The following is a 23,489-nucleotide window of genomic DNA, read 5'->3' as shown; positions in this document are numbered from 1 at the left end:
ACATTAGACCAGCAATGCGGTTAAAAAGGTAGGACGTGCGAGCACGTTGCGCTCCATGGTGTGCATCACACCCGAATCGGGGTCCGCGCAGGACTGTCGGGTCAGTGCAGGACTGTCGGGTCAGTGCAACACGAGGGTGAGAGCACCGACGAGCGAGGCCGCTGCGACCGCGGTGGCGGCGTCGGCACCCATCGCCAGCAGCACTGGTCGCTCGGCGGCCCGCGAACTGCCCTCGGATGCCGGGACGGCAACCACGATGGCGCCGGTGGCCAGCACCCGCGGCGCCGAGGGATCGGGTCCGCCCGGCTCACCCGGACCCACCGTCACAACACTCACCGAGTCCCCGGCCCGCACCACCGTGGCCAGCGCCGGATCGGCCGGACGTATCGGAACCATGCGGGCATCTGCGATCGCCGCAGCGGCCTGCACCAGCCGGGGTCCGAGTAGGCGGACGTCGGTCAATGCCTCCCCCGCGCGGACCGGACCGGCGACGGTGTGGCCCACCGCGTCGTTCGTATCCACGGTGGCACCGTCCGGCAACACCGTCGTGGCCATCTGGGTCACGGTGACATCGGCTGCGTCGAGCATCTCACCGGGCCGCAGGTCGCGGGCGGCCACCACCACGGGTGTGCGCCCGGCGTCCGGATCCTCGCGCACGGCAACCGCCGCGGCCAGAACCACGAGGACAGCTGCGGTCACCCGTCGGGTGCGGGGGGCGGACACCCACGCGGGAGGTCGGATGGACACCTCGTACCAGCGTGGTGACAGCGATTTCGGCGGCATGGTGCGAACAGTAGGTCGCGGTCGAGTCCGTTCACTGCCACCGCAGGGGTGCCTGTGGACAACGCTCGGCGCCATCCACAGGCACGTCCGATCAGCTTGCGGCGGCCGACGATCCCGTACTCGCGCTGGTGGCGGAGGTCTTCTTCTCGGACGACTTCTTCTCGGCGGTCTTCGTCTCGGGCGCCTTCTTCTCGCCGGAGGTGGCCGCGGAGTCACCGCTCGTGCTCTCGCCACCGGACTTGCTCTCGCCGGCGGCGGAGTCGCCCGATACCGAGCCGCCTCGGCTGTCGGTGCGGTAGAAGCCGCTGCCCTTGAACACGATTCCCACGGTGTTGAACAGCTTGCGCAGCCTGCCGTCGCACTGCGGGCAGACGGTCAGCGAGTCGTCGCTGAAGGACTGCACGATGTCGAACTTGTTGTCGCACTCGGTGCATGCATACGAGTAGGTAGGCATGGGGACCATCCTTCACAGTGATTCGCGGCCGGCTGACACTGACTCCGACCTCTCTGGCACTCTACCCGCGACAGTGCTAATCCCCGAAGCCGCCGAGGCGGGGCTGATCCTCGGAGCCGCCGTGGCGGGCCTGATCCCCGAAGCCGCCGAGGCGGGTTGCGCCGCCGCTGGGTGTGAGTGCGTGGGTCACGGCAATATCGTGCGGGTCCGCCGGAAGGCTGGGCACCAGCTCGTCGTCGTTGACCACCGCCGCCAGCACGGCCGACGGCGACGCCAACGGCAGCGATCGGTCGTAGAAGCCTGCTCCCCGGCCCAGGCGCACACCGGTCCGATCGACGGCCAGCGCCGGGATCAGAACCAGGTCCGCGATCGCGAGGGTGCTCGGCTCGAACACCTCGCCGGTGGGTTCGAGCAGGCCGAACGCCGCAGGGGCGAGGGCGTCGGGTCCGGTGTAGTCGGCCCACCACAGCGGGCCGCGTCCGCGGGTCACGGGCACGATCACCCGGCGACCGGACGCGCGCGCCGCGTCGAGCATCGCGGTCGATCCGGGCTCGCGCCCGATCGGCACGTATGCTGCCACCGCGCTGCCCCCGGGCCGGGTCAGCGCGGCGACCGCGGCGGCCAGCTGCGCGTCGATTCGCGCGCGGTCGGTCGGCGTCCGCGCCGCTCGGGCTGCAAGAATCCGCTCACGCCAGGTGATCTTGGTCGGCGACGCTGCATTCGGCGGCGCCTCGTGCTGCGAATCCATGAGCACAACCCTAGGGTTTCGCCCACACGGATTCGCGCACGCGATGTCGTGCACGAGTTGTCGTCCATCTTGTCCGAACAGCACTCCGATAGGGTGTGGTAATGAATTCAGCCGCTACGACCGGCAGTTCGTCCGGCCGACCCACCACGACGGGGGAGGGCGGCAAGCCGCTCTTCCGCACCGCGGTGGTGCCGGCCGCAGGCATGGGAACCCGCTTCCTGCCCGCCACCAAGACGGTGCCCAAGGAGCTCCTGCCCGTCGTCGACACGCCGGGTATCGAGCTCGTCGCCGGTGAGGCTGCCGATTCCGGCGCCTCCCGCCTGGTCATCGTCACCTCGCCCGGCAAGGACGGCGTGGTCGCGCACTTCGTGGAGGACCTCGTGCTCGAGCACAAGCTCGAAGCGAGCGGCAAGCTCAAGCTCCTCGAGAAGGTGCGCGTCGCCCCCGCCCTGCTCGAGGTGCAATCGGTGATCCAGTCCGAGCCCCTGGGCCTCGGACACGCGGTGGCCTGCGCCGAATCGGTGCTCGACGACGACGAGGACGCCATCGCCGTTCTCCTGCCGGACGATCTGGTGTTGCCGCGCGGCGTGCTCGACGTGATGGCGCGGGTGCGCGCCAAGCGCGGCGGATCGGTGCTGTGCGCCATCGAGGTGCCGCCGGCGATGGTGTCGGCCTACGGGGTGTTCGACACCGAGATCGTGCCCGACGCCGTCAATCCCAACGTGCTCAAGGTCAACGGCATGGTCGAGAAGCCCGCCGTCGAGGATGCGCCGTCGAACTACGCCGCGGCCGGGCGCTACCTCCTCGACCGCGCGATCTTCGACGCCCTGCGCCGCATCACTCCCGGTACGGGCGGGGAACTGCAGCTCACCGACGCCATTGCACTGCTGATCGAGGAGGGCCATCCCGTACACGTGGTGGTGCACCGCGGACCTCGACACGACCTCGGAAATCCCGGGGGATTCCTGCGCGCTGCGGTTGACTTCGCTCTGGAGCGCGACGACTACGGGCCCGCGCTCCGCGAATGGCTGCACGAGCGGCTCAGTGACGACTGGGCGCCGCAGCTGACAACCTACGAGTAGGTCCGAGCGGAAGGACCCGATGCGCTCCGTCGAGGAACAGCAAGCCCGAGTGACGGCCGCGGCGGTGGCGCCGCGACCGGTGCGGGTTGCCATTTCCGAGGCGCAGGGTCTGCTGTGCGCGGAGGAGGTGGTCACCGAACGGCCGCTTCCCGGCTTCGACCAGGCTGCCATCGACGGCTATGCGGTGCGCAGTGTCGACGTGGTCTCCGCCGGCACCGGTGCCCGCGACGAGAACGGTGAGTCGGTGGTGGTGAGCCTGCCGGTGGTCGGCGACGTGGTCGCCGGTTCGCGCCAGCCGATTCGCCTGCAGCCTCGCCAGGCCGTGCGTGTCGATACCGGCGCGCCGCTGCCGACCCTGGCCGATGCGATCCTGCCCGTCGATCACACCGACGGCGGTGACAGTCGCATCGTGGTGCACGAGGCCGTCCGCTCGGGTGATTACGTGCGACGCATCGGCGACGATGTGCAGCCCGGTGACGTCGCGGTTCGATCGGGGACCATCATCGGTGCCGCGCAGGTGGGTCTGCTCGCGGCGGTGGGTCGAGACAAGGTGCTGGTGCACCCGCGCCCGCGGTTGTCGGTGATCTCGATCGGCGGGGAGCTGGTCGACATCGATCGCACCCCCGGTCAGGGACAGGTGTACGACGTCAACAGCTACGCCCTCGCCGCCGCGGGCCGCGACGCCGGCGCGGACGTCAATCGGATCGGCATCGTCGGTTCGGACCCCAAGCGGCTCCGCGAGGTGGTCGAGGGGCAACTGATCCGCTCGGAGATCGTGGTGATCGCGGGGGCGGTCGGCGGCGCGGCGGGGGAGACGGTGCGCGAGGCACTGGCCGAGTTCGGCGACCTCGAGGTCGAGCGCATCGCCATGCACCCGGGGTCCGTGCAGGGTTTCGGCAAGCTCGGCCGCGACGAGGTGCCCACCTTCCTGTTGCCGTCCAATCCGGTCAGCGCCCTCGTGGTGTTCGAGGTGATGGTGCGGCCACTGGTGCGCATCGCCCTCGGTCGCCGTCAACCGTTGCGCCGCGTCGTCACCGCCCGCACGGTCGCCCCCATCACCTCCATCGAGGGACGTCGGGCGTACCTACGGGGGCAGCTGATGCGCGACGAGGGGACCGGGGACTACCTGGTGCAGGCCCTCGGCGGGGCGCCGGGGGCGTCGTCGCACCTACTGGCGACGCTCGCCGAAGCGAACTGCCTGGTCATGGTGGACCCCGAGATCACCGAGGTGCGCACCGGCGACGAGGTGGACGTGGTCTTCCTGGCCCAGCGTGGCTGATCGGATGCCCGGCCACGCGCGGCCGGCGCAGATGCGCTCCGCCTAGGATTGACCAATGGCAGGAAAATGGTCGTCCCATCCCGGGTGGCCGGCGAAGCTGGGTCCGATCATGATCCCGGCCGGCCCGGTGACGGTGCGACCGATCCGCCTGCGCGACGCCGCGGTGTGGTCGCGTCTTCGCACCCGCGACCGGGCGCACCTCGAGCCGTGGGAGCCGACGGGTGAGATGCCCTGGGAGCTCAGGCATTCCATCGCGTCGTGGCCCCCGCTGCACTCCTCGCTCCGGGCGGAAGCGCGGCGCGGCGCAATGATCCCGCTGGTCATCGAGCTCAACGGGGAGTTCGTCGGGCAGATCACCATCGGCAACATCGTGCGGGGGGCTCTGCGCTCGGCGTGGATCGGGTACTGGGTGAGCCGGGATGCCGGTGGCCAGGGTGTCGCCACCGCGGCGGTAGCCCTGGGCCTCGATCACTGTTTCGGGCCCGTCGGGCTGCACCGGGTGGAGGCGACGGTGCGTCCGGAGAACCAGCCGAGCCGCGCGGTGCTGCGCCGCGTTGGGTTCCGGGAGGAGGGCCTGCTGCGCAGGTACCTCGATGTCGACGGGGCATGGCGCGATCACCTTCTGGTCGCGATCACCGCCGACGAGCTGCAGGGTTCGGCCTCCGACGCGCTGGTGCGCACGGGCCGCGCGGCCTGGACTCGCTGAGATCTCGGAGCTGCCCACTCTGTGACGGATGTGACACGAGTTGATTCTCGATCGGCGCGCCTGCGTGGTTCCACCCCGACTCGTCACTAGCGTTGCTCGCAACTGGGGTCCGCGTGCGGGCCGGCGCGGATGGCGAAGGAGGACACCACGATGCCGAATTCCCTGATCTGGGTGGGCCTGGTCGCCGTGTGGCTGTTCGTCCTGGTGCCGATGTTCGTCAATTCCCGTCCCCGCATCCGCCGCACCACCGACGTCGCCCTCGCCACCCGGGTGCTGCACCGCGGAGGAGGCGAGCCGGCCCCCGTGCGCGGCCCTGCCGCAGGTCATCGCAGTGATCCCACCTGGAAGCCCGAGCCGACCACCGAGGAGCCCGTCGAGTCCGCATCGGACGAGTTCTTCGACGAGGCGCCGCGCCCCCACCGGCGCGGCCGCGGCGGATTCGACCCCGAGGCCGACGCCCTCGCCCGTGACGCTCGCTACAGCTTCCGTCAGCGCACCGTGCTGGCGCTGTTCTTCGCGATCCTGATGTCGGGCGCCCTGGCCTTCGTGCTCTCCTCGGCGTTCTGGTGGTTGTTCGCCGCTGTCACCGTCGGGCTCACCGGCTACCTGGTGTACCTGCGTCGCCAGGTGCGTTTCGAGGAGGACGTGCGGCGCCGACGCTCCGAGCGTCTGCGCCGGTCTCGCCTGGGCGTGGAGTCCCGCACCGACGCCGAGCTGCGCCTGACCCCGGAGCGGCTGCGTCGACCGGGTGCGGTGGTGCTCGAGGTCGACGACGAGGATCCGGTGTTCGACCACCTCGATCACTATCACCCCGAGCAGGCCGTCGACACCTCCGACGACGAGCCCGTGCGCCGGGTCGTCGGGCAGTGACCGGTTTCCGGGTCGCCCGCGCGGGCTGCTAGGGTTCACCACGTAGTTTTTCCGGGGCTGTGGCGCAGTTGGTAGCGCGTCTCGTTCGCATCGAGAAGGTCAGGGGTTCGATTCCCCTCAGCTCCACCAGTTCGTCCTCGCGTGCGCTGTGCCGCCGCTGTGAGTCCCTGTCGCACCAGCCCTCGTTGCATTCATCCGTGCACTGATGTGTCGGTCACCTAAGGTGTATCGAACATTTAACGTGAACGTAATGTGCTGGGCTGAAATCGAATTGATCAAAACAGACCGATCGGAGATGTGATGCGATCGTCGTGGCGAACCCTGGATTGGACACCTACGGTAAAGACACCTACTAAGGATCGGGGAGAACATTGAAGTTTCGTAGCGTTGCAGCGGCGATCGTCATCGGGGCCACGGCGTCGACGGCGGTGGCATTGGGAACCGGCACCGCATCCGCCCTCGGGGTGTCCACGGGATCGGTGTACTGCTACAAGGACGCGTCGCGCGACTCGGTGCTTCGGCCGGGGCTCGAGCGGCTCCTGGTCAACTACACCATCACCCCCGCGCCAATTCTGTTCACCAACGACCTGGGCGCCGTGAACCAGATCTCGTGGCAGCCGCAGTTCATTGCGGAGGGGCAGAACGGGTGGATCGACCTGTCCCCGTTCACCAGCAAGACCTTCACCGACCGTAACGTCAATGGTGATCGCAACCAGGTCTGCGCGAACTCGGGTCTGGGCTTTCCCGTCGCCGGCTAGTGCGCTGACCCACCGCACCACTCGATCACGGGAGTAGATAGCGGTGAGCGTCGGTCGTGGTTGTGGAACCACCACGACCGGCGCGACGGCGGGGTCTGCGGCGTGGGCAGGGGTTCTCCAACCTCTACGCAGCTTAACCAGGGATTCCAGCCGTTCCCCTCGCGGCCGCGCCGGCGCGCTCGCCCCCTTCGAACCGCACTGGTTCCTTCCCACTGCGGGGGACGGCCGCACGATCGTGGGTGCGTCGCACGCACCCGGCCGCAAGTCCGAACCCGCCGGGTACCGGCGACCCACGCTGCGCTATCTCACCGAGGTCGCGCAGGCTGCGGACCGGCTGGGGTACGAGGGCGTGCTGACCCCGACGGGCACATGGTGCGAGGACGCGTGGCTGACGACGGCGGCGCTACTCCAGAGCACGCGACGGCTGAAGTTCCTCGTCGCCTTCCGCCCCGGACTCACCCCGCCCACCCTGGCGGCCCAACAGGCCGCCACCCTGCAGCGATTCGCCGAGGGGCGGCTGTTGCTGAACGTGGTCACCGGTGGTGACGATGTCGAGCAACAACGGTTCGGCGACTGGCTCGACCACGATCGCCGCTACGCGCGCACCGACGAGTTCCTCGATCTGGTCACCCGAATCTGGACCGAGGGTCCGGTCGACCACGAGGGCGAGTTCTTCCGCGTCGCCGATGCACGCGTGTCCGAGGTTCCGGATCCGTTGCCGGAGTTCTGGTTCGGCGGGTCGTCCGCCCCGGCTCTGGAGGTGGCTGCCAAGCGAGTCTCGACGTATCTCACCTGGGGGGAGCCGCCCGCGGATGCGCGGGCGAAGATCGAGCGCGTTCAGGCGTTGGCCGACGCGCAAGGCCGCAAGCTCAGGTACGGCATTCGACTGCACACCATCAGCCGCGACACCTCCGCGCAGGCGTGGGATGTGGCGCAAGCGCTGCTCGACGCGCTACCGGACGATCAGGTGGCCGATGCGCACGCACTGCACTCGTCGTCGCAGTCCGAAGGCCAACGCCGGATGGCGGCCCTGCACGGCGGCTCGAAGGACTCGCTCGAGATCTACCCCAACCTGTGGGCGGTAGTCGGCCTGGTCCGCGGGGGAGCTGGTACCGCGCTGGTCGGCTCACACGAGGAAGTGGCGAACCTGATCGCCGAGTATCACGACTCGGGCTTCGACGAGTTCATCCTCTCGGGCTATCCGCACCTCGAGGAGGCCTATCACTTCGGTGAGGGTGTCCGCCCGATCCTCGATGCGCGCGGCATCACGGTGCCCGCCGGGGTGCACTGACAGTCGGGGTGCAGTGACAGTCGGGGCTCCGACTCCACGGGGGCGCAGCATGCACAACCGGTAGCGCGTGAGCGAGCCCCCGAACGCCAGGTCTGCGACCATGGTCCGATGAAGTTGGGCAAGCTCGACACCCCCGCCCTCGACGCCCTGCTGTCCGAGGTGGATGCGCACCTGTCCACCCGATATCCCGGTGACCGCTACACCGGCCAGCCGTCCCACACGGTGTACGTCGAAGCCTCTGCAGCGCAAGCGGATACGGTCGCGGAGTGGGGCGAGCGGGCGCTGTCGATCATGAACGCCGCGCCGACGACACTGGCAGATCTGGGGAGCCCGGACGAACTCGACGCCGTCCGCCGTCGACTCGGCACCGCACCGATCATGGATCTGCGCATCGACTTCGAGGACGGTTACGGGTACCGCCCGAACTCCGAGGAGGACGCCGACGCCACCCGCGCCGGGCGCACGCTGACCGCGGTGGCCGCCCAGCCCGGGGTGGTGGCGTGCGGAATCAGGTTCAAGGGGCTCACCGTCACCGACAAGGACCGGTCACTGCGCACCCTGATGCTGCTCCTCGACGCAGCGGGCGGTGTGCCGCCCGGGTTCGTGATCACGGTCCCCAAGATCCGGATGGCGGAGCAGGCGCACGCGGCGGTGTTGATGTGCGATGCCGTCGAGCGCGCCCTGGATCTGGAGGCAGGAATCCTGACGTTCGAGCTGCAGATCGAGAGCCCGCAGGCCGTCATCGACACCGACGGCAGCTCACCCGTCGCCCGTGCCATCGCTCTGTCCGAGAACCGCTGCACCGGTTTGCATTACGGCACCTACGACTATTCCGCGGCATGCGGAATCACCTCGGCCCACCAATCCCTCGACCATGCCGTCGCCGATCACGCGAAAGCGGTCATGCTGGCCGCTGCAGCTCAGACCGGGGTGTGGGTGTCCGACGGGTCCACCCAGGTGGTTCCCGAAGGTGACGCCGTCGACTCCGCGCTGCGCCGTCACCACCGACTGGTCGCCCGCTCGCTTGCCCACGGGTACTACCAGGGCTGGGACATGCACCCCGGCCACCTGATCACCCGATGGTTGGCCACCATGCAGTTCTTCCGCGCGGCACTGGCCTCGGCGGGCCCTCGGCTGCAGGCCTATCTCGCCCGCGCCGGCGGCTCCGTCGTCGACGAACCCGCCACGGCGCAGGCGCTGGCCGCGTCGGTGGTGCGCGGGGTCTTCTCCGGAACCCTCACCGCCGCCGACGTCGCCGCCGTCGCCCCGGCCCTGACCCCGCAGGTGCTGGGTGATCTCCTCGCCCGCCGGATCAACCCGGCCGGGCACACACCCGATGAAGGAGTTGGCCCATGAGTTCCGACGACTGGCTGGTGTTGCCGGACCTGGCGCTGCGTCCGCTCGGCGGCGCGGTGGTGTGGGCCAACGACGAGCTGTTCGCCGAGAAGGAGAACCTCATCAAGCCCGGCCCGGCGAAGTACCAAACGGCCACCTTCGGCCACAAGGGTCAGATCTACGACGGGTGGGAGACTCGTCGTCGCCGCGGGGTGGGCCCGGACGACCGCGACACCGCCATCGTGCGACTCGGAGTGCCCGGTGTGGTGCGCGGAGTGGTGGTGGACACCGCGTGGTTCACCGGCAACTACCCGTCGCAGGTCTCGGTGGACGGCATCGCCGTCGAGGGCTACCCCAGTGGTGAGGAGGTCGCGGCCATGGACGGGTGGGAGCCGCTGCTCGAGCGCACGCGGGCGCGCGGCGACACCCGCAACACCTACGACGTCACCTCGTCGACCCGCTACACGCATCTGCGGCTGTCGATGTATCCCGACGGCGGAATCGCCCGCTTCCGTGTGCACGGCGAGGGCGTCGCGGACCCGTCGCTGCTGGCGGTGGGGCCCGTGGACCTGGCGGCGATCGAGAACGGTGCACTGGTGACGGGCTGCTCCAACATGTTCTACAGCTCCCCGCAGAACCTGCTGTTCCCCGGCGTCGCCCGGGTGATGGGCGACGGGTGGGAGACCGCCCGCCGTCGGGACGCGGGAAACGACTGGGTGCAGGTTCGCCTCGGCGGTGAGGGTGTGGTGCGACTTGCTGAAGTCGACACCAGCTACTTCGTCGGCAACAGCCCCGGTGAGGTGGCCGTCCGCGGCCGAGTGGACGACGGCGCGTGGTTCGACATCCTCACCCGTCGCCCGCTGCAGCCCGACACCCGGCACCGCTTCGTCGTCGACGGGGCGTCCCCGGCCACCGACGTGCGGGTCGACATCTACCCGGACGGGGGATTCGGGCGGCTGCGACTGTTCGGTGATCTCACCGATCGTGGCAGGCAGTTCATCGAGCGAAGGTGGCTCGAGGGCGCTTAGGCTTGGCCGGTGAGCGGACCGATTTCGGAATACGTGACCGGCGAGCAGTACCCACGCGACCTCGTCGGGTACGGGCGCCACACACCTGATCCGCAGTGGCCCGGCGCGGCGAAGGTGGCCGTGCAGTTCGTGCTCAACTACGAGGAGGGGGCCGAGAACTGTGTGCTCGACGGCGATCGGTTCTCGGAGGTGTTCCTCTCGGAAATCACTCCGGCGGAGCCGTTTCCGAACCGGCACCTGTCCATGGAGTCGATCTACGAGTACGGCTCGCGAGCGGGTCTGTGGCGCATACTGCGGTTGTTCGAGCGGCGCGGCCTGCCCCTGACGGTGTTCGGGGTGGCGGTGGCGATGGCGCGCAATCCCGAGGCGGTGGCGGCGTTCGGCGAGCTCGGGCACGAGATTGCCTGCCACGGATTGCGTTGGCGCTCATACCAGTTGATCGACCCGCACGTCGAGCGCGAGGATATGGCGCGGGCGGTGTCGATGATCGAGGAACTCACCGGCTCCGCCCCGCTCGGGTGGTACACCGGGCGCGACTCACCGCAGACCCGGCAGCTTCTCGTCGAGCACGGCGGTTTCGAGTACGACTCCGACTCCTACGCCGACGACCTGCCGTACTGGACGACGGTCGAGACCGCTGGCGGCGCAGTCGATCACCTGGTGGTTCCGTACACACTCGAGACCAACGACATGCGGTTCGCCTCGCCCGCCGGTTTCGCCAACGGCGACGAGTTCTTCGCGCACCTGCGCGATGCGTTCGACACGCTCTACCGCGAGGGTGCCGAGGGTGCACCGAAGATGATGTCCGTGGGGCTGCACTGCCGCATCGTGGGTCGGCCGTCGCGCGCCGCAGCGCTCGAGCGGTTCCTCGATCACGTTCTCGCACATGATGATGTGTGGATAGCGCGACGAATCGACATCGCCCGGCACTGGCGCCGAGTTCACCCTCCGAAAGGTTCGAGCAGCCCGGTGTAGGGCTTGCCGGGCGGGGACGCGAACTCGCCCCGACCGGACTTGCGTAGACCCATGCGAACCATCGACTCCACCAGGGTCGTCGCCGCAGCCACCCCGTCGATCACCGGTGCCGAGATGTCCGCGGAGATCTCGGCGCACAGATCCGCCATGCCTGCGCATCCGAGCACGATCGCACTGCTCGAATCATGTTCGAGCGCATGGCGACACACCTCGGTGATCTTCTTGCGTGCCTCCGGGTCGCGCTCGAGCTCGAGCACCGGGATCTCGCACGCGTGGACGCCCCCGCAGAAGCGCTCCATCCCGTATCGCAGCGCCAGCTCCTCGGCCCGCCCGATGGTCCGCGCCAGCGTCGTCACCACCGAGAACCGTCCGCCGAGGAAACTGGCCGTGTGCATGGCCGCCTCGGCGATTCCGATCACCGGGCCCGTCGCCGACTCCCGAGCGGCGTCCAGCCCCGGGTCGCCGAAACACGCGATCACGTAGCCGTCCACCCCGGCCGCCTCTCCGCGGGCGATCTCGGCGAGCAGACCGGGTACCGACAGCGCCTCGTCGTAGTGCGATTCGATCGACACCGGACCCATCTCCGGATTGACCGCCTCCACCACCGTCCCCACACCCGCCACCCGCTCCGCGCACGCCCCGATCAGCGCCGTCATCGACGCCGTGGTGTTCGGGTTGATCACCCGAATCCGCATCTCACCCTCCTCCCGCTGCCGCTGCCGCTTACGTATGTACCCAATGTGACATTTGGTCAGCGGGGCTGACCAAATGTCACATTGGGTACAGGGGGTGTGGGGTGTCAGGGGGTACTGGGGGCGGGGGTGGGGAAGTTGGTGACGGCGAGGGAGGTTCGGGTGGCCAGGTAGTAGTAGACCCCCAATCCGACGCCGCAGCCGATGAACCAGCTGTAGGAGGCTGCGGTGTACATGCCCGTGATGGCGGGGAGGAAGGTGACCTTGCCGTTGAAGAGCACGGTGAACATGGCCAGCAGGGCACCGGCGACGGTGGCGTACACCGCGGCGGGGTTGTAGCCCTTGCGGTACCAGTACGAGCCGGTGGGGGAGAGGGTGAACAGGTCGTCGACGTTCACGTGCTGCTTGCGCACCAGGTAGTAGTCGGCGATCAGGACACCGAACAGCGGGCCGATGAAGGCGCCCAGTGTCTCGAGGGTCAGGTGGATCACCTCGGGGTTGTTGTAGAGGTTCCACGGGGTCAGCAGCACCGAGCCCACGGCGGCGATCATTCCGCCCGCCCGCCAGGAGATGCGCTGGGGGTCGACGTTGGAGAAGTCGAAGGCGGGGGAGATGAAGTTGGCCACGATGTTGATGCCGATGGTGGCGATGGTGAAGGTGAGCGCGCCGAGCACGATGGCGAAGGTGTTGTCGATGCGGGCGACGGTCTCCACCGGGTCGGTGATCAGCTCACCGAACACCGGCACAGTCAGGGACGCGGTGACCACGACCAGCACCGAGAACACCAGGAAGTTGACGGGCAGGCCCAGGAAGTTACCTTTCTTCACCGCGGTGAAGGACTTCGCGTAGCGGGAGAAGTCGCCGAAATTGAGCATCGGCCCGGAGAAGTACGAGACGACGAGGGCGATGGCGCCGAGCATGACCACGAGCGAGTTCTGCTGCGGGCCGTCGGTGCCCTGCAGACCGCCCAGGTCGAAGTTGATCCCGCTCCAGCCGGCCTTGGAGATCAGGTAGCCGCAGAGGATGAACATCACCACGTACACCGCGGGGCCGCAGAAGTCGATGAATTTGCGAATGGCCTCCATACCCCGCCAGAACACCGCTGCCTGCACCACCCACAGGAAGGCGAACGACACCCAGCCCAGCAGGGGCAGCCCGAGGAACCCGTAGTCCTCGACGACGGCATACTTGGCCAGCGACGGGAACAGCTTGATCAGCACCACGTCCAGTGCAGCCGAGGCCAGGTAGGTCTGGATGCCGTACCACGCGACGGCGATCAGTCCGCGGATGATCGCGGGAATGTTGGCGCCCTTGACCCCGAACACCGAGCGGCAGATCACCGGGTAGGGCACACCCGTGGCCTGGCTGGGACGGGCGACGAGGTTGCAGAAGAAGAACACGATGAGAATGCCGACCAGCAGGGCGATGAGCACCTGCCAGCTGGCCAGACCGAGCGCGAACAGCGAACCGGCGGTGACGTAGCCACCGACGCTGTGCACGTCGGACATCCAGAAGGCGAAGATGTTGTAGCTCGACCACGTCTGCTTCTTCAGCGGCGCGAGGTCCTCGTTGGTCAGGGCCGGATCGTAGGTGTCCTTGATCAGCGCCGGGCTGTCGGCGTGGACGAGCGGCGCGCTGGTCACAGCGGGGTCGTCGGCGAGATTGGTCATGGCGTGTCCATTCTGGTGTCCGAGAGATGGGGAGTTCCGGAATGAACGCGAACGCTAGAACCGGGCTGTTGCCTCGGCATCACCGGAGATTGCGCCGGTGTTTCGATGTGGATATATCCACGAACTCGATCGAATTGCGAATTACTTGGCCAGCAGACCCAGATCCGGTGGAATGCTCGTGATGGCCTTGCCGAGCCGTTGATCGTGCACATGGGCCGACGCGATGAGGGACTCGCCGTCCCTGCGGCTGAACGCGTCGAGCATGCAGGCGTGATCGGAATGCAGCTCGCGCCGCTGTTCGTCGCTGATGTGCACCATCGGCTGTACGGGTTCGGTGACGTTCCAGGCACGCTCGAGGATGTTCAGCAGCCGCAGCATCCGCGACGGCTTCACCAACGCCATGTGGAACGACCGCGAAAGATGCTGATACGCGGTGGAATCCCCGGACTCGAGCGCGCGATCGAGCGCGTCGTACGCGTCCTGCGCGGCCGCGATGTCGAGATCGGTGGCCACCGCCACCGAGGCGAGCATGGCCGCGCGCTCGAGAGAATGACGAACCACGTAGAACTCGCGTAACTCCTCCGCCGACACCCGGGCCACGGTGTACTCACCGCGCGGGGAGTGCTGAACCAGAGACTCGCCCTGCAGGATCTTCAGTGCCTCACGCACGGGAGTGGGACTGACCCCGAAGGCGTCGGCCACCTCGGCCAACGGGATCGGCGTGCCGGGTGGCACCCCTCCGTCGATGATGGCGCGCCGGATCTCGTCGAGCACCTCGGCGCTCGAACCGCCGACGCGGGTCACCATCAGGGCACTGATGATCGGCGCTCCCCGACGCGACTGCGGCATGACACCGACCCTAGGACCCCGCACCGGATCCTGCCATGGCGAAACCGCCGGGCCCGAAGCACATCCTCGGACCCGACGGCGGCGACGCTGTCTCAGCTGTGACACTGGCTTCGACGCCGTCTCAGCTGTGCGCCATGGCTTCGACGCTGTCTCAGCTGTGCGCCATGGCTTCGACGGGACTGACCGTCATGGCCTTGCGTGCCGGCACCAGCGAGGATGCGAGCACCACCAGACCGGCGGCGAGCGAGATCACGATCAGAGCGCCCCAGGGCACCGCGATCATCGGGCCGGTCACCAGCGCACCGACGATCGACTGCGCGAGGACCGTTCCCAGTACCAGGCCCAGGACGAGGCCGATGGCGGTGGCGGTCGCCGAAAGCGCTGCGGCCTCCTTGACGATCATCGATCGAACGTCCGACCGCGTGAGTCCGAGCGTGCGGAGCAGTCCGATCTCCCGGGTTCGGGCGGTGATGGTCAGCGACATCGTGCTGATGAAGCCGACGGCACCCATGACGGCGGAGATGCCGATCAGCCCGTACAGCACCCAGGTGACGGTGGAGACGAAGCCTGCCTCGTTGAACTCGTCACCGGTCAACTCCAGCGTTCGCTGGAACGCACCCATCGCGGTCGCGATGGTGGCGACCATGGTGACGCCGAAGATGATGCTCACGGTCAGCCGGGTGGTGCGCATCGGGTCGAGTGTCGCGTTTCGGCGTGCCACGATCGCAGCCGGATCGGAGCCGAGCCGCGCACCGACGGCGGAGACCACACGCGGAATCACGAGCCGGGCGCCGATCAGGCAGCCGACCGCGATCACGATCAGCCCGAGCAGTGCTGCGACGAAGCCCATCCCCGAGGCCGGGTTCTCGCCCTCGCCGGCCCCGTACACCATCAGTAGTGCACCGATCAGCACGAAGGTGTTGGCCACCAGGGCGCGCAGGAACGGTCGCGCCTTCGACGCCGTCCGACCGGTCGCGGCCTGTATCGCCGTCGCCTCCAGAGTTCGCTTGGACGCCGATCGCGCTGCCCGCACCGCGGTGTAGACGACCGCGGCGATCGAGAGCAGCAGCAGCGGTGAGACCAGTGCGTAGTCCAGTCGCGCAATCGTGCCCCGGTACACCAGGATGTCGCGAACCATCGAGACCGCGAGGGCACCGGCGATCGTGCCGACCACCGCGGCGGCTGTGGCCACGGCGGCCACCGAGCGGACCAGGCTGGTGCGCAGTTGCACGCTGCTGGCCCCGAGAAGACGCAGCAGACCGATGTGGCGCTCTCGGCCGGCCACCACCGCCGTGGCACCGTTGGCCATGGTCACCGCGGCGACGAACAGAGCGATCAGGATGAACCCGGACGCGACGGGTGCGAGCGCGCCCATCGCCCCGGACTCGGACTCGTCGAGACTTTCGATGTAGGTCGACAGCGTCGAGGTGGCCATCAGCAGCACCGCGGCGTAGAAGGCGGCCAGTGCAGCGATCACGGCCACCGTGTCCAGTTCGCGCAGCGAGCCGATGGTCAAGCGCGACATGGTCTTCTGGGTGGTGATCGATGATCGCAGGGCCTGCGTCGAGTTGGTCATGATGCACGCTCCAGGTTGATGAGGAGGTTGGAGATCTGGTGTGGGTCGAGACCGCGGTACTCGCCGGCGATCGCCCCGTCGGCGATCACGAGGATGCGGTCGGCGTGAGCGGCGGCCACGGGATCGTGGGTCACCATGGCGATGCCCTGACCGTACTGCCGCGCCGCCACCGTCAGCAGCTGCAGAACCTCACGCCCCGAACGGGTGTCGAGGTTTCCGGTGGGCTCGTCGGCGAGGATGATCGCCGGTCGCGAGGCCAGTGCGCGCGCGATGGCCACGCGCTGCTGCTGCCCGCCGGAGAGTTCGGCGGGGCGGTGGGTCAGGCGGTCGCGCAGGCCGAGCGTGTCGACCAGATGGTTGATCCAGTTCGTGGTGTGAGCATCGGGCTCGGCACCGGCGAGCAGGAACGGCAGCATGATGTTCTCGTCCGCGGTGAGGGTCGGAACCAGGTTGAACGACTGGAAGATGAACCCGATGTTTCTGCGGCGCATCACCGTTCGCTCGGTGTCGGTCATGTTCTCGATGGGCGCTCCGCCCACGATCACGCGGCCGGAGGTGACGTCGTCGAGGCCGGCGCAGACGTTCATCAGCGTCGACTTGCCCGAGCCCGAGGGCCCCATGATGGCGGTGAACTCACTGCGACCGAGGTCGACGGTGACGTTCCGGAGCGCGTGCACGGGGTTGGTCTCGGCTCCGAAGACCTTGCTGACGCCGATCAGGGAGACCGCCGGCGCGGTTGCGGGTGTGTGCGGGAGGTTGTGCATCGGATTCGTCATACCCGAAACGGTATTGACGACAGGGGGTCTCGGGCATCGGCCAGGATGCCCATCTTGGCGTACATCTCGAGATGTACACGCCGGTTCTCGACCCCGTACCGCGGCCCTACACCAGGGACGTGCGGTACGCGTACACCACCAGTTGCACGCGGTCACGTGCGCCGAGTTTGGTCAGGATTCGGGAGACGTGAGTCTTGACCGTCGCCTCGCTGAGCACTGCTTCGGATGCGATCTCCGCGTTGGAGAGCCCACGGGCCACCATCACCAGGATCTCACGTTCGCGCGGGGTCAGGGCGTCGTACTCGGGCCCCGGGCCGTCCGCGCTGCGAGCACGGTAGCTCTCGAAGATCCGTCGCGTGGCGGTGGCCGAGACCACCTGCGTGCCGCTGTGTACGGCGCGGATCGCGGCGAGCAGGAACTCCGGGTGTGCGTCCTTGAGCAGGAATCCGCTCGCACCCGCTTCGATGGCCGACACGGCGGCTTCGTCCACGTCGAAGGTGGTCAGTACCAACACCTTCGGGCTGCGATCGCCAAGCGTTGCGCGCAACGCAGCGGTGGCGGAGATGCCGTCGGTGCCGGGCATGCGGACGTCCATCACGATCACATCCGGTGCGTACTGCTCGACCAGGGCTGGAACTGCGTCGCCCGAGGACGCCTGCGCCACCACCGCCATGTCCGGTTGGCTCTCGACCACCATCGCGATGCCCGCGCGGAAGAGGGGTTGGTCGTCGACCAGCGCCACCGCGATCACGAGCCGACCTCCACGGCGGAGTGGCTCGGAAGGGCGGCCGCGAAGACCCAGTCTCCTCGCCCGTCTGCGTGCGCGGCGGCCGATCCGCCGGCCAACCGTGCTCGTTCGGCCACACCGATCAGGCCGTGGCCGGTTCCACCGAGATCCGCATCGGTGGTGGCGACACGGTTGCGCACGTCGATGGTGATGCCATGGGATCTCTCGATCCGCACCCGCACGGGCACGCTGAGGTCCCCGTACTTGAGCGCGTTCGTCAGCGCCTCGGTGAGCAGCCGGTGGGCTGTCAGTTCGGACATCCCAGCGGCCGGATCGGGCTCCCCGATCGCGGTGATGTCGATCGTCATGCCCGCGGCGCGCATACGCTCGAGAAGTCGCCGCTGCTGATCCGCGGGGTCCTCGAACGCAGCGTCGACGTTGCTGTGACGCAGTTGCTCGAGCATGATCCGCACGTCGGCCAGCGACGTCCGGGCGGTGGTGGCGATGACGTCGAGAGCCGAGCGTGCCGAGTCCGGTGACGCGTCGAACGTGTACCGCGCGCCCTCGGCCTGGGCGACCACCACCGCCAGCGCGTGCGCCACCACGTCGTGCATGTCGCGCGCAATGCGGTTGCGTTCGCTCTCCTGATCGAACTTCTCGAGCAGACGGCGTCGCTCCACCTCGGCCAACCTGCTCTCCACCCGAGCCTGCTCGGCGCGTTGGCGCTGGTGGGCCGCCGTTCCGAACGCCCACGCGACGAGCAGGTACGCGGCCGATACCGCACCGAGTTGCAGCGCCGTCTGCACCGTCGGCTCATCGACGACGACGCTCGGGAGAACGGCGGCTCCCAGGACCGACAGTCCGACCACCGAAATGGCCGCCCCGCGGCGCATCCACCGGCTCGGGTGCGCCGCCCCGGCATGGACGAGCAGGAACAGGGCCAGGCAGGCTACGTAGTCGATGTGGTCGGTGACGATCTGGAGCAGTATCGATGCGACGGCGGCACCGATCATCACCGTGGGCGCTCGTCGTCGGGTGCCCACTGCGATCGCCATCAGCAGGGGCGCCATGATCTGGACAGCCGGGCCGCTGACCTCGGCCGCCGACCCGACCGCATACAGGGCCAGCCCAGCGCCCAGGGCGCCGTCGAACAGCACGGATCGACGCGTCAGGTCGGGCCGGGCGAGGCGGTCGCGCATACGACCAGACTGCCATCGCGCCCGCACCGCCGCGCACGGTCGGCGATCCCGGACGGTCGGCCAGAATGCAAGACCAATAGGTCTGTTCGTTACGGTCTCATGACAGTCGTCACTTCGGCCGACACAAAACAGACTCGAAGTGTAAATTCCCAGGTGAAGCTCGCGTGAGGGAGCCAAGTTAGAGCTCTCCCAACTGACCATCGCCCGGCACGCGTGTCGCGTTACACATCTCTCCAGAATTTTTTCCAGCAACCTATGGCCACACAGCACCGTACGGCCGGACAGCGGGGTGACGAAGATGAGCACGATCAACAGCTCCACCTGGAACCTGGTCGAGGCCGTACTCGACGGCGAGTTCGACGACACGTGCGTCGACCTCCGGTCGCATGCCTCGACCGACATCGACGAGACGCTGGATCGGCTCGAGGCGCTTGCCGGCTCGGGCCTGTTCTCGGCCGAGGAACTGTCGGGCATCGCCCGGCAGTGGCGTGCGCCGGGAGCCTCCGTGGGCGCCCACCCGGTTCCGTTCAGCGGCCGATCCGCAGCCTGACCCCCCACAACTCGTCGATCCCCCACCCGGACACCGAGTGGGGATCCCAGTAGACTCGACGGCGCAGCGACCATGGTCGTTGGTGTGGTTTCTACGGGGTCGAACTTCACCGTGCATGAACGAGGTTCGACCGTGGAAATCTCTGGAGTTGCCGTGTCACTGGATATCGTCGATCTCGACGAGACGGATATCGCCGGTCTGCCCGTGCGCAGTCCGCGCAGGGCTCTGGGCGAAGTTGCCGACCCGGCCGTCGATCGAGCGTGGTCCGCTCTCCTACACCAGGACGCACACGGCCCCTACGCCACGTTGTACACCGATTACAGCGCGGCGGTCGGTTCCTACAACACTCAGATCGTCGGCTATCGGGTCACCGACGGCGTGGTGGCGCCGGGTCACCTGGTCGGCCGGGTCCCGGCCGGGAGGTACGCCCGATTCTCGGCAGTCGGATCGTTCCCCGACCTGTTTCTGACCGTGTGGCGCGACCTCGCGCGCGCCGAGGAGTCCGGCGATCTGGTTCGCGCGCGCACCGGCGAGTTCGAGGTGTACCCCCACAACTACAAGATCGAGCTGTTCGTACCCCTCGCCGGCGGCAGTCGGTGAGCCCGGTCATCACCGCGACGGGCACGCTGGTCGTAGCCGGTTTCGCGGCGCCGGGGCTCGGTGCGAGCGCGCAGTCCTCCCGGTCGGAACTGGTGCGCTACCTGCGGGAGAGGGTTGTCGAGCGGGAGGGCCCTGCCGCGCCGGTGTTCACCGTGTACGTCCCCGATCAGGGGGGTGCGGAGAACGCCGTGGTCGGGGTGCGCCGCGATGAGCCGGATCGGATTCCCGTCGGCGACGTCTACGTCAGCCTCGCACCGTGCACCTACGCGGTGTTCTCGGTCGAGTCCGGTGGCCGGGACCCGGTGGACGAGTTGTGGACGGCGGCGGATGCATCCGAGTTGGCCGGTGAGGTCGAGCGCGTGGTGGGTGCGTGTTTCGAAGTCGACCGTGGCGTCGACGGAACACAGCTGTGGCTCCCCGTTCGTTTGCGCTGATATCGATTCGGAGAACTCACGGTATCCACGGGCGGGTAAATCCGACCCGGAGTTGGTTTATGGCCCGTTCTTCCTATCGGTGATCTCCTTTCGTGTGGCGACGCGATAGGAATTATTGAAAATCGCCGCTCCGACACCCGTTTTGCGTGTGAGTGCGCCTATGATCGGACTGTGCGCGCGGTTAACTCCGGCGCGGTGTGAGGGTCGGGGGCTCGACCATCACCGGACTCGCCTTTCAGGCGGGTCGTCCTGGTCAACGAGAATGCACACGGATCGGAGCACACTAATGGCACGACAACTGAGGGCGGAAGCAACTCGATCGGCAGCTCTTCATGCGGCTGCGAATCTGTTTCTCGAGGTGGGACACGCCACCGCGACCCTCAGTCAGGTGTCCACCGAGTCCGGTGTGACCAAAGGCGCGCTCTACTTCCATTTCGCATCCAAGGAAGAACTCTCTCGCGCACTCGTCGACGAGGGACGCGAGCGTGTAGCGGCCGCGTGCGCCAATCTCGTCGACCACCGGTCCCCGGCACTGGAATCGATCATCGGCATCTCGTACTCGGTGCTCGAACTCGCCAACACCGACCACCTCGTACGCATCATGTACCGATTGCAGCTCGAGGTCGACGGCGGCGACCCGGCGCGCGGCAGCGTCTTCGGCACGTGGCAGGCCCTGTTCGAGCAGCTGTTCGCCCGCGCGATCGACCACGGCGACGTGATCGACACCCTCGACTCCGAGACTGCGGCCCTGCTCGTCACCGAGCTACTCAGCGGTGTGCTGATGGTCGCCGAGGGCACCGGGAACCTCGACACCGCGCCCGCCCGCATGGAGAGGGTGTGGAGCACCGTCCTGCCGTCGCTGGTTCCACCGGAGAAGCTCTCGTACTTCCGCCAGTTCGCCGCCCGCAGCCTCACCAGCTTCCTGCGCGATCGTGAGGTTGCCGCCACCTCGGTGTGACCTCGTGTGCCGGCGTGTGCGTAGTCTTCGCCCATGGCTGTGACCAACCTGTCCGGGAAGCGGGTGCTCATCACCGGTGCCGCGAGCGGTCTGGGCCGTGCGTGTGCCCTGCTCGCCGCTGCCGAGGGCGCCCAGATGTACCTCACCGATATCGCGGCGGACGGGCTGGCGGCCACGGCGTCCGACATCGAGTCCGCGGGCGGTCGGGTCGCTCGTGCCGAGGCCTTCGACATCACCGACCGTGACGCAGTCGTCGCGTTCGGTGAGCGGATCCATTCCGACGTCGACGCGGTGGATGTGGTGATGAACGTCGCGGGTATCTCCGCGTGGGGCACGGTGGAGAACCTCGAGCACAAGTACTGGCGTGCACTGGTCGAGGTGAACCTGATGGGGCCGATCCACGTGATCGAGACCTTCGTCCCGCCCATGATCGCGGCGGGGCGCGGTGGCCACCTGCTCAACGTCTCCTCCGCTGCAGGTCTGTTGGCGCTGCCGTGGCACGCGGCCTACAGCGCAACCAAGTTCGGCCTTCGGGGGATCTCGGAGGTGCTGCGCTTCGACCTCGAACGCCACGGGATCTGCGTCAGCCTCGCAGCTCCCGGCGGGATCAGCACCCCGTTGGTCAACACCGTGCACATCGCCGGTGTCGACCGGGAGGATCCGCGGGTCTTGGCGGTCGAGGAGCGCTTCGCCGAGCGCGCGGTCACACCCGAGGTTGCAGCCCGCGCCATCATTCGCGGCATGACGCGTCGCAAGTTCCTCATCTACACCTCCCGCGACGTGCGGGTGGGGTACTGGTTCAAGCGCAAGTTCGCGTGGCCGTACGAGATGGTCATGCGCGTGGCCAACCGTAAGTTCTCGGGTCTGCTCCTCCCGCGCGCCTGAGATAGCGTGGCGGGCATGACCGACCCAGCGCCCCCGCCACTCGGCGCCGATTCCGAAGTGGGAGCGTTGCGCCAGGTTCTGCTGCACCGACCGGGCGACGAACTGCGGCGGCTCACCCCGCGCAACAACGATCAACTGCTCTTCGACGGGGTGCCGTGGCTCGAGCGGGCACAGGAGGAACACGACGCGTTCGCTTCTCTGTTGGCCGGGCGTGGCGTCGAGGTTCTGCTGCTCGGTGATCTTCTCACCGAGACCATGGCGGCCAGCAGCGCTGCCCGCGTGCAGGGCGTGGCCGCAGCGGTGGACTCGTCTCGGCTGGGACACGGGCTGGCGGAGGCGCTGGCAGTGCACCTGCGGGTGCTGCCGGCCCCGGAGTTGGCCCACATCCTCACTGCGGGAATGACCTTCGACGAACTACCGGTGCCCGATGTCGGGGGCACCTCGCTGGTGCGTCGGATGCACAACGGCGCCGACTTCGTGATCGACCCCCTGCCGAATCTGCTGTTCACACGAGACTCGTCCTTCTGGATCGGGGACCGGGTGGCGATCACGTCGCTCGCCCTCACCGCACGGGTGCGTGAGACGTCGTTGACCGATCTGATCTACGCGTTCCATCCCCGATTTCTTCGGGTGCGTCGGGCGTACGAGTCGCACACGGCCCCGGTGGAGGGCGGCGACGTGATCCTGCTCGCACCGGGTGTGGTGGCCGTGGGGGTGGGGGAGCGGACCACCCCGGCCGGGGCGGAGGTGCTGGCGCGGAGTCTGTTCGAGGATTCGCTGGCCCACACCGTTCTGGTGGTCCCCATCGAGCAGCAGCGTGCCACGATGCATCTCGATACAGTGATGACGATGGTCGACACCGATGCCGTGGTGATGTATCCCGGAGTTCGGGACAAGTTGTGCGCGTTCACGATTGGAGTGTCCGAGGCCGGTGTGAGCATCGCCGGCCCGGCGCCCTTCCTGGAGGCCGCCGCCGCGGCGATGGGTATCGACCGGCTGCGAGTGATCGATACCGGACTCGATTCGGTGACCGCCGAGCGTGAGCAATGGGATGACGGCAACAACACCCTGGCGCTGGCTCCCGGAGTGGTGGTGGCCTATGAGCGCAATGTCGAAACCAATGCGCGACTGGAGGATTCGGGTATCGAGGTGCTGCGCATCTCGGGATCAGAGCTCGGCTCGGGTCGAGGTGGGCCGCGCTGCATGTCGTGTCCGATCTCGAGGGACCGAGGCTGACCCAACCGGCAACCGCCGCCGACGTCAC

Annotated in this window: 25 protein-coding genes and 1 tRNA gene; 16 read left to right on the top strand and 10 right to left on the bottom strand. The window is 68.0% G+C overall.

All coding sequences use genetic code 11. From position 1 onward, the window contains the following. Positions 1–120: 120 nt before the first annotated feature. From ACY48E_RS11050 to ACY48E_RS11040, 3 genes are all read right to left on the bottom strand, one after another. A complete protein-coding gene (locus ACY48E_RS11050; RefSeq protein ID WP_462872209.1) occupies positions 121–783 on the bottom strand; it encodes an SAF domain-containing protein in 663 nt (220 codons plus the stop codon). 91 nt (positions 784–874) lie between these two features. Continuing rightward, complete coding sequence (locus tag ACY48E_RS11045) at positions 875–1,237, bottom strand: FmdB family zinc ribbon protein (RefSeq protein WP_462872208.1); 363 nt, start codon at positions 1,235–1,237, stop codon at positions 875–877. Positions 1,238–1,313: 76 nt separating this feature from the next. Next, positions 1,314–1,985, bottom strand: a complete 672-nt coding sequence (locus ACY48E_RS11040; RefSeq protein ID WP_462872207.1) for a 5-formyltetrahydrofolate cyclo-ligase — start codon at positions 1,983–1,985, stop codon at positions 1,314–1,316. 101 nt (positions 1,986–2,086) lie between these two features. Between ACY48E_RS11040 and ACY48E_RS11035 the strand changes: the two genes are divergently transcribed. The 10 genes from ACY48E_RS11035 to puuE all read left to right on the top strand — a co-directional run bounded on the left by ACY48E_RS11035 (position 2,087) and on the right by puuE (position 11,309). Beyond that, the gene (locus ACY48E_RS11035; protein WP_462872206.1) at positions 2,087–3,067 is read left to right on the top strand and encodes a UTP--glucose-1-phosphate uridylyltransferase; all 981 of its coding nucleotides are present in this window, start codon (positions 2,087–2,089) and stop codon (positions 3,065–3,067) included. Between the two features lie 19 nt (positions 3,068–3,086). Then, positions 3,087–4,346 (top strand): molybdotransferase-like divisome protein Glp, encoded by a 1,260-nt coding sequence (glp, locus tag ACY48E_RS11030; RefSeq protein WP_462872205.1) that lies wholly within the window; start codon positions 3,087–3,089, stop codon positions 4,344–4,346. A 55-nt stretch (positions 4,347–4,401) separates the two neighbouring features. Next, complete coding sequence (locus ACY48E_RS11025) at positions 4,402–5,052, top strand: GNAT family N-acetyltransferase (protein WP_462872204.1); 651 nt, start codon at positions 4,402–4,404, stop codon at positions 5,050–5,052. Positions 5,053–5,202: 150 nt separating this feature from the next. Next, the gene (sepX, locus tag ACY48E_RS11020; protein ID WP_462872203.1) at positions 5,203–5,922 is read left to right on the top strand and encodes a divisome protein SepX/GlpR; all 720 of its coding nucleotides are present in this window, start codon (positions 5,203–5,205) and stop codon (positions 5,920–5,922) included. A 53-nt stretch (positions 5,923–5,975) separates the two neighbouring features. Further along, a tRNA-Ala gene (locus ACY48E_RS11015) sits at positions 5,976–6,051 on the top strand. Between the two features lie 242 nt (positions 6,052–6,293). Then, entirely contained in the window at positions 6,294–6,680 is a 387-nt protein-coding gene (locus tag ACY48E_RS11010) for a hypothetical protein (RefSeq protein WP_462872202.1), read from the top strand. Between the two features lie 232 nt (positions 6,681–6,912). Beyond that, positions 6,913–7,971, top strand: coding sequence for an LLM class flavin-dependent oxidoreductase (locus tag ACY48E_RS11005; RefSeq protein ID WP_462872274.1), 1,059 nt, complete (start codon positions 6,913–6,915; stop codon positions 7,969–7,971). Between the two features lie 108 nt (positions 7,972–8,079). Next, positions 8,080–9,327: a DUF6986 family protein gene (locus ACY48E_RS11000; RefSeq protein ID WP_462872201.1), complete on the top strand. Its 1,248-nt coding sequence runs from the start codon at positions 8,080–8,082 to the stop codon at positions 9,325–9,327. Next, positions 9,324–10,334 carry an allantoicase gene (gene alc / locus ACY48E_RS10995; protein WP_462872200.1) on the top strand — a complete coding sequence of 337 codons (1,011 nt, stop codon included), beginning with the start codon at positions 9,324–9,326 and terminating at the stop codon, positions 10,332–10,334. Before ACY48E_RS11000 ends, alc begins: the two co-directional genes overlap by 4 nt. Before the next feature lie 9 nt (positions 10,335–10,343). Then, positions 10,344–11,309: an allantoinase PuuE gene (gene puuE, locus ACY48E_RS10990; RefSeq protein ID WP_462872198.1), complete on the top strand. Its 966-nt coding sequence runs from the start codon at positions 10,344–10,346 to the stop codon at positions 11,307–11,309. On the opposite strand, the gene ACY48E_RS10985 is transcribed toward puuE, so the two are convergent. From ACY48E_RS10985 to ACY48E_RS10955, 7 genes are all read right to left on the bottom strand, one after another. Next, the gene (locus ACY48E_RS10985) at positions 11,276–12,004 is read right to left on the bottom strand and encodes an aspartate/glutamate racemase family protein (RefSeq protein WP_462872197.1); all 729 of its coding nucleotides are present in this window, start codon (positions 12,002–12,004) and stop codon (positions 11,276–11,278) included. The genes puuE and ACY48E_RS10985 overlap by 34 nt on opposite strands. Before the next feature lie 104 nt (positions 12,005–12,108). After that, entirely contained in the window at positions 12,109–13,671 is a 1,563-nt protein-coding gene (locus ACY48E_RS10980) for an NCS1 family nucleobase:cation symporter-1 (protein WP_462872196.1), read from the bottom strand. Between the two features lie 141 nt (positions 13,672–13,812). Further along, on the bottom strand, positions 13,813–14,520 hold the full coding sequence (locus ACY48E_RS10975; RefSeq protein WP_462872195.1) for a GntR family transcriptional regulator: 708 nt from the start codon (positions 14,518–14,520) through the stop codon (positions 13,813–13,815). A gap of 151 nt (positions 14,521–14,671) precedes the next feature. Further along, positions 14,672–16,096, bottom strand: a complete 1,425-nt coding sequence (locus ACY48E_RS10970) for an ABC transporter permease (protein ID WP_462872194.1) — start codon at positions 16,094–16,096, stop codon at positions 14,672–14,674. Continuing rightward, positions 16,093–16,872, bottom strand: coding sequence for an ABC transporter ATP-binding protein (locus tag ACY48E_RS10965; protein ID WP_462872193.1), 780 nt, complete (start codon positions 16,870–16,872; stop codon positions 16,093–16,095). Before ACY48E_RS10965 ends, ACY48E_RS10970 begins: the two co-directional genes overlap by 4 nt. Positions 16,873–16,978: 106 nt before the next feature. Then, positions 16,979–17,623, bottom strand: coding sequence for a response regulator (locus ACY48E_RS10960; RefSeq protein ID WP_462872192.1), 645 nt, complete (start codon positions 17,621–17,623; stop codon positions 16,979–16,981). Further along, positions 17,620–18,798 carry a sensor histidine kinase gene (locus tag ACY48E_RS10955; RefSeq protein WP_462872191.1) on the bottom strand — a complete coding sequence of 393 codons (1,179 nt, stop codon included), beginning with the start codon at positions 18,796–18,798 and terminating at the stop codon, positions 17,620–17,622. The genes ACY48E_RS10960 and ACY48E_RS10955 overlap by 4 nt, the downstream gene beginning before the upstream one ends. Before the next feature lie 298 nt (positions 18,799–19,096). Here ACY48E_RS10955 and ACY48E_RS10950 point away from each other — a divergent pair, with 298 nt between their 5' ends. From ACY48E_RS10950 to ACY48E_RS10925, 6 genes are all read left to right on the top strand, one after another. Further along, positions 19,097–19,348 (top strand): hypothetical protein, encoded by a 252-nt coding sequence (locus ACY48E_RS10950; protein ID WP_462872190.1) that lies wholly within the window; start codon positions 19,097–19,099, stop codon positions 19,346–19,348. 153 nt (positions 19,349–19,501) lie between these two features. Further along, on the top strand, positions 19,502–19,948 hold the full coding sequence (locus tag ACY48E_RS10945) for a GyrI-like domain-containing protein (protein ID WP_462872189.1): 447 nt from the start codon (positions 19,502–19,504) through the stop codon (positions 19,946–19,948). Next, a complete protein-coding gene (locus ACY48E_RS10940) occupies positions 19,945–20,382 on the top strand; it encodes a hypothetical protein (RefSeq protein ID WP_462872188.1) in 438 nt (145 codons plus the stop codon). Before ACY48E_RS10945 ends, ACY48E_RS10940 begins: the two co-directional genes overlap by 4 nt. 262 nt (positions 20,383–20,644) lie before the next feature. Continuing rightward, entirely contained in the window at positions 20,645–21,340 is a 696-nt protein-coding gene (locus tag ACY48E_RS10935; protein WP_462872187.1) for a TetR family transcriptional regulator, read from the top strand. A 33-nt stretch (positions 21,341–21,373) separates the two neighbouring features. Then, a complete protein-coding gene (locus ACY48E_RS10930) occupies positions 21,374–22,225 on the top strand; it encodes an SDR family oxidoreductase (RefSeq protein WP_462872186.1) in 852 nt (283 codons plus the stop codon). A 15-nt stretch (positions 22,226–22,240) separates the two neighbouring features. Beyond that, positions 22,241–23,461: an arginine deiminase gene (locus ACY48E_RS10925; protein ID WP_462872185.1), complete on the top strand. Its 1,221-nt coding sequence runs from the start codon at positions 22,241–22,243 to the stop codon at positions 23,459–23,461. Positions 23,462–23,489: the final 28 nt, after the last annotated feature.

The sequence above is a fragment of the Rhodococcus sp. AZ1 genome, from assembly GCF_054979605.1.
Note: the sequence above shows the minus strand (reverse complement) of the source record. Positions and strands in the feature narration are given on the sequence as shown.

What these genes read in the sequence shown, in the direction of transcription:
- ACY48E_RS11050 (WP_462872209.1), bottom strand. Translation starts at nt 783, where the DNA reads ATGCCGCCGAAATCGCTGTCACCACGCTGGTACGAGGTGTCCATCCGA.
- ACY48E_RS11045 (WP_462872208.1), bottom strand. Translation starts at nt 1,237, where the DNA reads ATGCCTACCTACTCGTATGCATGCACCGAGTGCGACAACAAGTTCGAC.
- ACY48E_RS11040 (WP_462872207.1), bottom strand. Translation starts at nt 1,985, where the DNA reads ATGGATTCGCAGCACGAGGCGCCGCCGAATGCAGCGTCGCCGACCAAG.
- ACY48E_RS11035 (WP_462872206.1), top strand. Translation starts at nt 2,087, where the DNA reads ATGAATTCAGCCGCTACGACCGGCAGTTCGTCCGGCCGACCCACCACG.
- glp (WP_462872205.1), top strand. Translation starts at nt 3,087, where the DNA reads ATGCGCTCCGTCGAGGAACAGCAAGCCCGAGTGACGGCCGCGGCGGTG.
- ACY48E_RS11025 (WP_462872204.1), top strand. Translation starts at nt 4,402, where the DNA reads ATGGCAGGAAAATGGTCGTCCCATCCCGGGTGGCCGGCGAAGCTGGGT.
- sepX (WP_462872203.1), top strand. Translation starts at nt 5,203, where the DNA reads ATGCCGAATTCCCTGATCTGGGTGGGCCTGGTCGCCGTGTGGCTGTTC.
- ACY48E_RS11000 (WP_462872201.1), top strand. Translation starts at nt 8,080, where the DNA reads ATGAAGTTGGGCAAGCTCGACACCCCCGCCCTCGACGCCCTGCTGTCC.
- alc (WP_462872200.1), top strand. Translation starts at nt 9,324, where the DNA reads ATGAGTTCCGACGACTGGCTGGTGTTGCCGGACCTGGCGCTGCGTCCG.
- ACY48E_RS10985 (WP_462872197.1), bottom strand. Translation starts at nt 12,004, where the DNA reads ATGCGGATTCGGGTGATCAACCCGAACACCACGGCGTCGATGACGGCG.
- ACY48E_RS10980 (WP_462872196.1), bottom strand. Translation starts at nt 13,671, where the DNA reads ATGACCAATCTCGCCGACGACCCCGCTGTGACCAGCGCGCCGCTCGTC.
- ACY48E_RS10975 (WP_462872195.1), bottom strand. Translation starts at nt 14,520, where the DNA reads ATGCCGCAGTCGCGTCGGGGAGCGCCGATCATCAGTGCCCTGATGGTG.
- ACY48E_RS10970 (WP_462872194.1), bottom strand. Translation starts at nt 16,096, where the DNA reads ATGACCAACTCGACGCAGGCCCTGCGATCATCGATCACCACCCAGAAG.
- ACY48E_RS10965 (WP_462872193.1), bottom strand. Translation starts at nt 16,872, where the DNA reads ATGACGAATCCGATGCACAACCTCCCGCACACACCCGCAACCGCGCCG.
- ACY48E_RS10955 (WP_462872191.1), bottom strand. Translation starts at nt 18,798, where the DNA reads ATGCGCGACCGCCTCGCCCGGCCCGACCTGACGCGTCGATCCGTGCTG.
- ACY48E_RS10950 (WP_462872190.1), top strand. Translation starts at nt 19,097, where the DNA reads ATGAGCACGATCAACAGCTCCACCTGGAACCTGGTCGAGGCCGTACTC.
- ACY48E_RS10935 (WP_462872187.1), top strand. Translation starts at nt 20,645, where the DNA reads ATGCACACGGATCGGAGCACACTAATGGCACGACAACTGAGGGCGGAA.
- ACY48E_RS10930 (WP_462872186.1), top strand. Translation starts at nt 21,374, where the DNA reads ATGGCTGTGACCAACCTGTCCGGGAAGCGGGTGCTCATCACCGGTGCC.
- ACY48E_RS10925 (WP_462872185.1), top strand. Translation starts at nt 22,241, where the DNA reads ATGACCGACCCAGCGCCCCCGCCACTCGGCGCCGATTCCGAAGTGGGA.